This is a genomic window from Pseudomonas sp. KH_050 (assembly GCF_057838875.1).
This window is the reverse complement of record NZ_CM174478.1, coordinates 339182-349633: the sequence shown is the minus strand read 5'-3', so window position 1 is coordinate 349633 and position 10452 is coordinate 339182. Positions and strand designations below refer to the sequence as shown.

8 protein-coding genes are annotated in these 10452 nt (G+C 57.8%); 5 read left to right on the top strand and 3 right to left on the bottom strand.

Features of this window, described 5'->3' with window-relative positions; all coding sequences use genetic code 11:
- Window positions 1-183 precede the first annotated feature (183 nt).
- Window positions 184-2634: a glycogen/starch/alpha-glucan phosphorylase gene (locus AC3IUA_RS01595; protein WP_489358785.1), complete on the bottom strand. Its 2451-nt coding sequence runs from the start codon at window positions 2632-2634 to the stop codon at window positions 184-186.
- A 264-nt stretch (window positions 2635-2898) separates the two neighbouring features.
- Here AC3IUA_RS01595 and AC3IUA_RS01590 point away from each other — a divergent pair, with 264 nt between their 5' ends.
- The gene (locus tag AC3IUA_RS01590) at window positions 2899-3339 is read left to right on the top strand and encodes a YkgJ family cysteine cluster protein (RefSeq protein WP_149416955.1); all 441 of its coding nucleotides are present in this window, start codon (window positions 2899-2901) and stop codon (window positions 3337-3339) included.
- 158 nt (window positions 3340-3497) lie between these two features.
- On the opposite strand, the gene typA is transcribed toward AC3IUA_RS01590, so the two are convergent.
- Both typA and thiI read right to left on the bottom strand, forming a co-directional pair.
- Window positions 3498-5318 carry a translational GTPase TypA gene (gene typA / locus AC3IUA_RS01585; RefSeq protein WP_489358784.1) on the bottom strand — a complete coding sequence of 607 codons (1821 nt, stop codon included), beginning with the start codon at window positions 5316-5318 and terminating at the stop codon, window positions 3498-3500.
- A 139-nt stretch (window positions 5319-5457) separates the two neighbouring features.
- Window positions 5458-6912, bottom strand: coding sequence for a tRNA uracil 4-sulfurtransferase ThiI (thiI, locus tag AC3IUA_RS01580; protein WP_489358783.1), 1455 nt, complete (start codon window positions 6910-6912; stop codon window positions 5458-5460).
- Between the two features lie 331 nt (window positions 6913-7243).
- On the opposite strand from thiI, the gene glnA reads away from it, so the two are divergent.
- The 4 genes from glnA to AC3IUA_RS01560 all read left to right on the top strand — a co-directional run bounded on the left by glnA (window position 7244) and on the right by AC3IUA_RS01560 (window position 10441).
- Window positions 7244-8650, top strand: a complete 1407-nt coding sequence (glnA, locus tag AC3IUA_RS01575; RefSeq protein ID WP_150744898.1) for a glutamate--ammonia ligase — start codon at window positions 7244-7246, stop codon at window positions 8648-8650.
- Between the two features lie 191 nt (window positions 8651-8841).
- Window positions 8842-9267 (top strand): cupin domain-containing protein, encoded by a 426-nt coding sequence (locus tag AC3IUA_RS01570; protein ID WP_489358782.1) that lies wholly within the window; start codon window positions 8842-8844, stop codon window positions 9265-9267.
- A gap of 26 nt (window positions 9268-9293) precedes the next feature.
- Complete coding sequence (locus AC3IUA_RS01565; protein WP_489358781.1) at window positions 9294-9815, top strand: DUF4124 domain-containing protein; 522 nt, start codon at window positions 9294-9296, stop codon at window positions 9813-9815.
- A complete protein-coding gene (locus AC3IUA_RS01560) occupies window positions 9815-10441 on the top strand; it encodes a DUF4124 domain-containing protein (protein ID WP_489358780.1) in 627 nt (208 codons plus the stop codon). Before AC3IUA_RS01565 ends, AC3IUA_RS01560 begins: the two co-directional genes overlap by 1 nt.
- Window positions 10442-10452: the final 11 nt, after the last annotated feature.

The following is a 10452-nucleotide window of genomic DNA, read 5'->3' as shown; positions in this document are numbered from 1 at the left end:
GCACAGTGGCCGACCGAAAAGGGTTGGCGCGGCCCGCATCGCCAAGATCGCAGCCTGCGGCAGCTCCTACAACAACCGCGCTCACCAAAATTTCCTGTGAACACGGACCGTAGGAGCTGCCGAAGGCTGCGATCTTTTCCGGAGCACCACACTATATCGAGCCAATCAAACGGCGCCTAAAACTTACTCAAGCGCCTTCCAGATATCCGTCGCGTACTCACGAATCGTCCGGTCGGACGAGAACCAGCCCATCCGGGCAGTGCTCAACACCGCCGAACGCCACCACTCTTTCGAGTCATGCCAGTGGGCTTCGACCCGTGCCTGAGCATTCCAGTAGGAGTCAAAGTCGGCGCAGACCAGAAAGCGGTCATGGTCGACCAGCGAATCGATCAACCCGGTGTAACGCGTCGGGTCATCCGGCGAGAAGACGCCGCTGCGGATCGCTTGCAACACGTCCCCCAGTCGATGGGAGGCCGCAATATCGGGCACGGCGCTGAACTCGGCGTTGAGTGTTCGCGCTTCGACCTGCTGGGCGCTGAGACCAAAGATAAACATGTGCTCGGCACCGATGCGCTCGCACATCTCCACGTTGGCTCCGTCCAGCGTGCCGATGGTCAGGGCGCCGTTGAGGCCAAACTTCATGTTGCTGGTGCCCGACGCCTCGAATCCGGCGGTGGAGATCTGCTCCGAGAGGTCGGCTGCAGGAATGATGCTCTCGGCCAGGCTCACGTTGTAGTTGGGCAGGAACACCACCTTGAGCAGGCCGCGTACGGTCGGGTCGTTGTTCACGGTGCGCGCGATGTCGTTGGCCAGTTTGATGATCAACTTGGCCTGGTGATAGCTGGCCGCGGCTTTGCCGCCGAAAATTTTCACCCTCGGTACCCAGTCGACTTCAGGTTCCGCGCGGATCGCCTGGTACAACGCTACGGTGTGCAGCAAGTTCAACAACTGGCGCTTGTATTCGTGAATCCGCTTGACCTGCACATCGAACATCGCCGCCGGGTTGACCGTGATCCCCAACTGCTCCTGGATGATATTGGCCAAGGCTCTTTTGCTGTGCAGCCGCTGCTCGGCGAACTGTTTGCGGAACGCTGCCTTTTCGGCGAACGGCTCAAGATCGATCAAGCGTTCTTCAACGTTATCCAGCAGCTTGGGACCCAACGCATCGACCAACATTGAGGTCAGTTCCGGATTGGACTGGTACAACCAGCGACGGAAGGTGATGCCGTTAGTCTTGTTGTTGATCCGTTCCGGATAGAGTCTGTGCAGTTCGGAAAATACCGTGCTGCGCATCAGTTGGGTATGCAGACCGGAAACTCCGTTGACACTGTGGGAGCCGAGAAACGCCAGGTTGCCCATGCGTACCCGACGGCCGTTGTCTTCCTCGATCAGGGACACGGCGCGCAGCACGTCGAAGTCGTGGATGCCCTTGGCTCGCAGTGAGTCGATGTGATGGGCGTTGATCAGATAGATGATCTGCATGTGCCGCGGCAGCATCCGCTCCATCAGCCCTACCGGCCAGGTTTCCAGCGCTTCAGGCAGTAACGTGTGGTTGGTGTAGGACAGCGTGTCGACAGTGATCTGCCAGGCGGTATCCCAGTCGACATCGTACAAATCGAGCAACTGCCGCATCAGCTCGGCCACGGCAATCGAGGGATGGGTGTCGTTGAGCTGGATCGCGGCGTGGTCGCCAAGGCTCAGCACCGAGTCATGCATGTTCTTGTGCCGGCGCAGCAAATCCTGCAACGAGGCAGAAACGAAGAAATATTCCTGACGCAGCCGCAACTCCTGGCCGGCCTCGGTGCTGTCGGCGGGGTACAGCACGCGGGAAATACTTTCCGCTCGCGCCACTTCGGCCACCGCGCCCAGGTGATCGCCGGCATTGAAGCGCTCCAGGTGCAGCTCTTCCATGGCCCGCGCCCGCCACAGGCGCAGCGTGTTGACGCTGGCACCGCGCCAACCGACCACGGGCGTGTCGTAGGCCACTGCCCGTACGGTTTCCGCCGGCCACCAGACTTGCTTGGTCTTGCCGGTTTCATCCATCACGGTCTCGACACCACCGCCGAAGCCGATCGGGTAAATCACCTCAGGCCGCTCGAACTCCCAGGGGTTGCCGAAATCCAGCCAGTGCTCGGTCTGTTCCTGCTGCCAGCCGTCGACAATGGCCTGACGGAACAAGCCGTGTTCATAACGAATACCATAACCATGGCCAGCGATGCCGAGGGTCGACATGCTTTCCATGAAACACGCAGCCAATCGCCCAAGGCCGCCGTTACCCAGCGCCGCATCCGGCTCCAGCAGGCGAATGCGCTCAAGGTCGACGCCCAGTTCAGTCATCGCCTCGCGCGCCACATCCAGCAGGCCGAGATTGCTCAGGCTGTCGTAGAGCAGACGGCCGATAAGGAACTCCAGCGACAGGTAGTAAACACGCTTCTGGCCTTTGCGGTAGATCTGCCGCGTGTGGTCCATCCAGTGTTCGACCATATGGTCCCGCGCGGCCAAGGCAATGGCTTCGAACCAGTCATGGTCAAACGCGTGATCCGGGTCTTTACCCACTGCGTAGGTCAGTTTGGTCAAGACAGCGTCGCGAAACGCGGCCACCTCTGCGTCACGAACAAGTGGTTCCTGAGTCATCAATACAACCTCGAGCGAGATAGACGGCATGGAATTGTCTGAGCCTAGTCGGTCTGACACGAGGCAGAGGTTCCGGTTCGGCATTTTCTGCAATTACCCAGGTAAACATTTTCCCCCGGCCGATACGCCCTGAAAAGATGCAGATGCCGTGCCGATCCGGTCAAAACACGCTGATTGGATGAAAAACCGGCAAATGGTTGTTCACACTTGCACCAACCCCGGTATCATCGCGCGCCCTGATACACCCCCTGGTAACAACAGATGATGAAGTCCAACCTGATCGCTGCCGCAGAGATCGATCGCCTCGATACCTGGGCCAAGTATTCTGCGCCGATGTGCGGTTCCTGCGTGTCCAGCTGCTGCACGCTGCCGGTCGAGGTCAAGATCAAGGATCTGATCCGTATTGGCATCGTCGATGAATTCGAGCGCGGCGAGCCCGCGAAGAACATCGCCAAGCGTTTGCAGAAGGAAGGGATCGTCGAGCGTTACAACCAGAAGTCCGAGATCTTCACCCTCCAGCGCATGAGTAACAACGATTGCCTGTACCTGGATCGTAAGAGTCGTCTATGCACTATTTATGAAAAGCGTCCGGATACCTGCCGCAACCACCCGAAAATCGGGCCGCGCCCGGGGTATTGCGCCTACAAGCCAAAAGAAGTGGCGCGTGAGACGAGCAGTAGCCGTCGGACGCTGGAAAAGTTTTAACCTGAAAAGATCGCAGCCTTCGGCCTCTCCTACACAGGATTGATGCACCCCCGTAGGAGCTGCCGAAGGCTGCGATCTTTTGATTTTGCTCCAGACAAACAAAAACGCCCCCGACCTTGCGGTCGGGGGCGTTTTCATTTCAGCAGACTACTGACGAATCAGTTGCCGCTTTTCTTGGCAGCGCGGGTACGCTCGCTTTCGCCCAGGATCTTCTTGCGAAGACGGATGGACTTCGGCGTAACTTCACACAGCTCGTCTTCTTGTACGAATTCCAGAGCTTGCTCCAGAGTGAAACGTACAGGTGGAACCAGAGCGATGGTTTCGTCTTTACCCGAAGCACGCATGTTGTCGAGCTTCTTGCCTTTAGTCGGGTTAACACCCAAGTCGTTGTCGCGGCTGTTCAGACCAACGATTTGACCTTCATAGATGTCCTGGCCGTGTTCGATGAACAGCTTGCCACGGGACTGCAGGGTTTCCAGCGAGTAGGTCAGTGCCTTACCGGTAGCCACCGAAACCAGTACGCCGTTCTGACGACCGGACATGTCGCCGGACTTCATGGCGTCGTAACGGTCGAAGATCGAGGTCAGGATGCCTGCACCGGAGGTCAGGGTCAGGAACTCGTTACGGAAACCGATCAGGCCACGGGCCGGGATGTTGTACTCAAGGCGCACACGGCCCTTGCCATCCGGAACCATGTTGGTCAGGTCGCCTTTACGGATACCCATTTGCTCCATGATCGAGCCCTGGGACTCTTCCGGCAGGTCGATGGTGACGTTTTCGTACGGTTCGTGCTTGACGCCGTCAACCATGCGGATGATCACTTCCGGACGACCGACACCCATTTCGAAGCCTTCGCGACGCATGGTTTCGATCAGTACCGAGAGGTGCAGCTCACCACGGCCGGATACCTTGAATTTGTCAGCCGAGTCGCCTTCTTCAACGCGCAGTGCAACGTTGTACAGCAGCTCTTTGTCCAGACGTTCCTTGATGTTACGGCTGGTCACGAACTTGCCTTCTTTACCGCAGAAAGGCGAGTCGTTTACCTGGAAGGTCATGGAAACGGTTGGCTCGTCAACGGTCAGCGGCTTCATCGCTTCGACGTTCAGTGGGTCGCACAGAGTGTCGGAGATGAACAGCTGGTCGAAGCCGCTGATGCAGACGATGTCGCCGGCAGCTGCTTCTTCAACGTCGATACGGTGCAGACCGTGGTGACCCATCAGCTTCAGGATACGACCGTTACGCTTCTTGCCGTCGGCGTCGATAGCGACAACCGGAGTGTTCGGCTTGATGCGACCACGAGCGATACGGCCAACGCCGATAACACCCAGGAAGCTGTTGTAGTCCAGAGCGGAGATTTGCATCTGGAACGGACCGTCACGGTCGACTTTCGGCGCAGGTACGTTGTCGACGATCGACTGGTACAGCGGCGTCATGTCTTCAGCCATGTCGGTGTGGTCCAGACCGGCAATGCCGTTCAGGGCCGAGGCGTAGACGACTTTGAAGTCCAGTTGTTCTTCGGTAGCACCGAGGTTGTCGAACAGGTCGAAGATCTGGTCCAGAACCCAGTCCGGACGCGCGCCTGGACGGTCAACCTTGTTGATTACCACGATTGGACGCAGGCCGGCTTCGAAAGCCTTCTTGGTCACGAAACGGGTTTGCGGCATAGGGCCGTCTTGAGCGTCAACCAGCAGCAGAACGGAGTCGACCATCGACATTACGCGTTCTACTTCGCCGCCGAAGTCGGCGTGGCCCGGGGTGTCCACGATGTTGATGTGGTAGCCGTTCCAGTTGATGGCGGTGTTTTTCGCCAGAATGGTAATACCGCGCTCTTTCTCCTGGTCGTTGGAGTCCATCACGCGCTCGTCGTTGAGCTCGTTGCGCTCCAGGGTGCCGGATTGACGCAAGAGTTTGTCTACCAGGGTGGTTTTACCATGGTCAACGTGAGCAATGATGGCGATGTTGCGTAGATTTTCGATCACTTGTGTATCTCGATCAGAGGATTCGGTGTGCTGACAGGTCGTGGCAGCGATTTTCAGTAGAGTCAGGCCTTGCCGTTACAGCTTGACGGCGGCGTCGGGGGGCCGGTGACGCAAACCACAGGCATACAGCCCCGGGCTCTTAGCTCGGTCGATAAACGCGCACATTGGCATGCCCCTCACTGAGCAAATGGTGGGCATGCAGGCGACTCATCACGCCTTTGTCGCAATACAACAGGTACTGGCGAGTAGGGTCCAGTTCCTTGAAACGAGCGTTCAATGCATAAAACGGCATCGCTTGTACCTCGATGCCAGGCAGCTCCAGCGGCTCGTCGTCCTGAGCATCCGGGTGACGGATGTCGATCACGATCTGACCGGCCAGTGCTTCACTGACTTCTTCGACCTGCAAATCCTGGCCCAATTCATCGATAACCCGATCGATCGGCACCAGTTTGGCGTTCTCGAGCGCACGCTCGAGCACCGCCATATCGAACTGTTGTTCTTCATACTCCACGCGGTTGCGCTTGGCGTGGGTCTTGGGGTTGACCGAAATCACCCCGCAATATTCCGGCATGTGCTTGGCGAAATCGGCAGTGCCGATCTCGGTGGCCAGATCAATGATGTCCTGCTTGTGACTGGCGATCAGGGGGCGTAGCACCAGCTTCTCGGTCACGCAGTCGATCACCGAGAGATTCGGCAGCGTCTGGCTGGACACCTGGGAGATCGCCTCACCGGTAACCAGCGCATCGATTTCCAGCCGATCGGCAATTCTTGAAGCCGCGCGCAACATCATACGCTTCAATACTACGCCCATATGACTGTTATCGACTTTACCGAGAATTTCTCCGAGCACTTCCTCGAACGGTACGCTGACGAATAGCACGCGCTGGGAGCTGCCGTACTTCTTCCAGATGAAATGCGCGACTTCCATCACGCCCAGTTCGTGGGCGCGGCCGCCGAGGTTGAAGAAGCAGAAATGGCTCATAAGCCCGCGGCGCATGATCTGGTAAGCCGCTACCGTCGAATCGAAACCACCGGACATCAGTACCAGGGTCTGTTCGAGGGCGCCCAGCGGATATCCGCCGATGCTGTTGTGCTGGCTGTGGATCACAAACAACCGTTGGTCGCGAATTTCCATCCGCACTTCGATTTCAGGCTCTTTCAGGGAAATTCCGGCGGCGCCGCACTGACGACGCAGCTGGCTGCCGACGTATTTCTCGACATCCATCGAGGAAAATTCGTGCTTGCCGGCGCGCTTGCAGCGCACAGAAAAAATCTTGCCCGGCAAGGCATCGCCGAAGTGCTGCTTGCACTTGGCGACGATGTCGTCGAAGTCGCCCAACGGGTACTCGTCAACCTGCAGGAAATGCGCGATGCCCGGCATGCAGCTCAGGCGATCCATCATGTCCTTCAAGGCTTTCGGCTCGCTGACACGGGTTTCCAGCTCGAGATTGTCCCACACACCGTTCACCACCACAGCCGGATCCAGATCACGGAGCACGGCACGGATGTTTTTGGCCAGCTGGCGGATGAAACGCATCCGTACCGGGCGGCTCTTGATGGTGATCTCGGGAAAGACTTTTACGATTAGTTTCATGAAAACAGCGCGCGAAGGGCCAGCCGAAAAAGGGGGGCGCGGATTATAGCGGAAATTGCTCAAGGTTTAACCAGTTAATGTTCAGATGGTTTTGCGCGCACTAAAACGGGGCGTATGAGCTTTTTCGCGCCACATTGCAGTGCGTAAAAATTACGTTTTTCTCCATTTACACGTTTATATGCGTGAGATTGGGGCGAAAAACCCAAGTCGGGGCACTGGCATGCAATTTGCTCCCTTGTGAGGCAGGTTGCCTTGGCAGAGTATTCGCGCCGGCATCACCCACATTCTAAGGGCATCCACTACCAAGCCCGAAGCCCACCCGGAGGACACTATGTCGAAGTCGGTTCAACTCATCAAAGATCATGACGTCAAATGGATTGATCTGCGCTTCACTGACACCAAAGGCACACAGCACCACGTGACCATGCCGGCTCGCGACGCGCTGGACGAAGCTTTCTTCGAAGAAGGCAAAATGTTCGACGGCTCCTCCATCGCTGGCTGGAAAGGCATCGAAGCTTCCGACATGATCCTGATGCCGGACGACAGCACTGCCGTCCTGGACCCGTTCACCGAAGAGCCGACCCTGATCCTGGTTTGCGACGTGATCGAACCTTCGACCATGCAAGGCTATGACCGTGACCCACGTGCCATCGCCAAGCGCGCCGAGGAATACCTGAAGTCCACCGGTATCGGCGACACCGTATTCGTAGGCCCGGAGCCAGAATTCTTCATCTTCGACGAAGTGAAGTTCAAGTCCGACATCTCCGGCTCCATGTTCAAGATTTTCTCCGAACAAGGTTCGTGGATGTCCGACCAGGACGTCGAAGGCGGCAACCGCGGTCACCGTCCAGGCGTCAAAGGCGGCTACTTCCCGGTTCCTCCGTTCGACCACGACCACGAAATCCGTACCTCCATGTGCAACGCCATGGAAGAAATGGGCCTGGTCATCGAAGTTCACCACCACGAAGTGGCGACTGCTGGCCAGAACGAAATCGGCGTCAAGTTCAACACCCTGGTAGCCAAGGCTGACGAAGTTCAGACCCTGAAATACTGCGTGCACAACGTTGCTGACGCTTACGGCCGCACCGCGACCTTCATGCCTAAGCCGCTGTACGGCGATAACGGTTCGGGTATGCACGTTCACCTGTCCATCGCCAAAGATGGCAAGAACACCTTCGCTGGCGAAGGTTATGCCGGCCTGTCCGACACCGCCCTGTTCTTCATCGGCGGCATCATCAAGCACGGTAAGGCGCTGAACGGTTTCACCAACCCGTCGACCAACTCCTACAAGCGTCTGGTCCCAGGTTTCGAAGCACCGGTAATGCTGGCCTACTCGGCTCGCAACCGTTCCGCTTCGATCCGTATTCCTTACGTGTCCAGCCCTCGTGCTCGCCGTATCGAAGCCCGCTTCCCGGATCCAGCAGCCAACCCGTACCTGGCCTTCGCTGCCCTGGTAATGGCCGGCCTGGACGGTATCCAGAACAAGATTCACCCAGGCGACGCCGCCGATAAAAACTTGTACGACCTGCCGCCTGAAGAGGCGAAAGAGATTCCACAAGTTTGCGGCAGCCTGAAAGAAGCCCTGGAAGAGCTGGACAAAGGTCGTGCATTCCTGACCAAAGGCGGCGTTTTCAGCGACGACTTCATCGACGCTTACATCGCCCTGAAAAGCGAAGAAGAAATCAAGGTTCGCACCTTCGTACACCCACTGGAATACGAGCTGTACTACAGCTGCTAATCCAGTAACGCTTGCGCAAGCGGCGTAACAGAGGCCTCCTTCGGGAGGCCTTTTTTGTGGGCAATTTCTGACAACTGATCGCACCCCATCCTCCGGTACTCACAGCCCCCTCCGGCATCAACGCCATTGCATTGCATGTAGCCTGACAGCACTTGTTCGAGCCATCACCCCCCCCTGCAAAGGATAGAGCCATGAAAACACCAGTCCCTGCCAGAACCTTGCTCGTCGCGCTCGCTTGCCTGCTCACTCTGGGCTGCAGCAATACCAATGCAAAGCCCGGGATCGAAAAGGAAGTCTTGCTGCAGAGTTCCTCTTCCTGGGATGGAACGCCCTATGCCTCCTACCCCCAAGACCGCCCCGAACTGACCCTGCTCAAACTGAAGATACCTGCCAACACCGAACTAAAGTGGCACACTCACCCGATCCCCAATGCGGCTTATATCCTCGCCGGAGAGCTCACCGTCGAAGCCAGGGACAGCGGTCAGACCCGAGTACTCAAACAAGGGCAGACCCTGGCGGAAATGGTCAACACGGTGCATCGCGGCAAAACCGGCGACAGCCCGGTAGAACTCATAGTGTTCTATGCTGGCAGCCCGGGTATCGCGCTGTCGGAGTAACTTGTTCAACCCATCGGGAAGCCTGAATGCGGCCGTTTTTACTGTTTCTGCTTTTGTCCCTCACCTTCTCGGCGACGGCGCAGATCTACAAATACACCGATGCCAATGGCAACACTGCCTATAGCAATCAGCCGCCCGACGGTACCCGGAGCCAGGCCGTCGACTTGCCGCCACTCAATAGCGTCGAGCGTCAGCCGCCTGCCCCGCCACACGCCAGCCCGACACAAAACGACCGTCAGCAAGCCGATAGTGTCGCTGCATATGAGGTATTGGAGTTGACCGGGTTACCCAGCGAAGAAGCCCTGCGCGCCAACAATGGCACCTTCACCGTGGGTGTTGCGCTGCAACCGCGCCTGCAAGGCGAGCATCGCCTGCGTCTGCTGCTGGACGACCAGCCCTATGGTCAGCCAAGCAACGTGCCACGCTTGCAACTGGTGAACATCGATCGTGGTGAACACCGACTGGCGGTTCAGGTACTGGATGGCGCGCGCGTTGTGCAACAGAGCCCGACCGCCACCTTTACCGTGCAACGGGTGCACAAGCCTTGATGCCTTTCACTGGTGCCCTTGCGCTCTGCCTGCTGCTGATCGCCTTTCCGGCCGTCGCCGAGGTCTACACCTATATCGATGGCCAGGGGAATCGGGTTTTTACCGATCAACCGCAACCGGGCAATGCCAAACGTGTTCAGCTGGCACCCGACAATCGCATGTCAGCAAACCCGAGCGGTGCCGTTCCGACATCAGCCGCCAGGAAGGCCGAGGGTAAACCGCCCTTCTACTATCAGATGTTGCGTGTTCTGGTACCCGACCCCGACGCCACGATTCGCAGCACTCAGGGTGAGTTGATTGTCAGCGTCACCAATGAGCCCGGCCTGCAACGCGGTCACCGCTTTCGCTTGTTGCTGGATGGCCAGCCAACCTCCGCTCCGGGCCCCAGCCCGGTGTTTGCCTTGAGCAATATCGACCGCGGCAGCCACCACCTGGCAGTGGAAAGTCTCGATGAGCAAGGGCGAATCGTCGAGCGAACAGCCAATCAGCCTTTCCATATGCTGCGCATGTCCCTGGCGCAGAAACGTCAGGTCAAGCCTTGCTCCCTGGTCGATTACGGCCAGCGTCCGGAATGTCCGCTGGTCGACAAACCTGAAGAACCTAAAAGCATTTTTTCAAACTTCTAAACGCCTTTCAG